Origin of the sequence: Microvirga aerilata, from assembly GCF_016743775.1 — a bacterium.
Lineage (GTDB): Bacteria > Pseudomonadota > Alphaproteobacteria > Rhizobiales > Beijerinckiaceae > Microvirga > Microvirga aerilata.
On record NZ_JAEQMY010000371.1, the window covers coordinates 1 to 566 of the forward strand.

Below are 566 nucleotides of genomic sequence, written 5' to 3' on the forward strand. Positions count from 1 at the left end.
AGCGTGTATTCAACGTTGAGAGTTGGGGGGGCTTGCCCCTCCGAGGATCTGAAATCCCAGCCATTTTCGCCTAAGGGCAGGAAGGCCCAGCCCTCATTCTTTGCCCCGTCAGCCCAGGCCTGCACACTGGCGGTCACGTCAAAAGTACTGGCGCCTGACCCAGGCTGTTCCCCCGTAATGACCTCTGCCGTGGCAACTGCGTCCGTATCATTAGCCTGAATACCGTTGCTCAGCGAGTTCCAAGTTGAGTTCTCATCCCAGGTAGCGAGCACCCGGTGCAAGGCCGCACCGTCCCCTGGACTACTGTTGTGCAGGGTCAGTCCTGCTTTAGTAATGCGGGCTCCGTGCGGGATCTGGCCAGATCCTGTGCCGATCAGACCGGTGAACTGAAGCAGGCCTTGGCTCTCCCGCCCGCTAACGTCTTTGTCCGCGGCATCAATGTGAATGGCATTGAAGCCACTGCGAGAAGCACTGCCGTAACTTGTGGTTGGGCTGTCTTCCTGCACCATGGTGTCTAGAGTGCCAGTGTAGCCGTTCAACCCCTGCTGAAAGATCGCTTGTGGCAT

The 566-nt window shown here is 58.3% G+C and carries 1 protein-coding gene; it reads right to left on the minus strand.

All coding sequences use genetic code 11. The features are described from left to right. Positions 1–566 (minus strand): DNRLRE domain-containing protein (locus JKG68_RS32865; protein ID WP_202066671.1); only part of this gene is annotated, 566 nt, incomplete at both ends.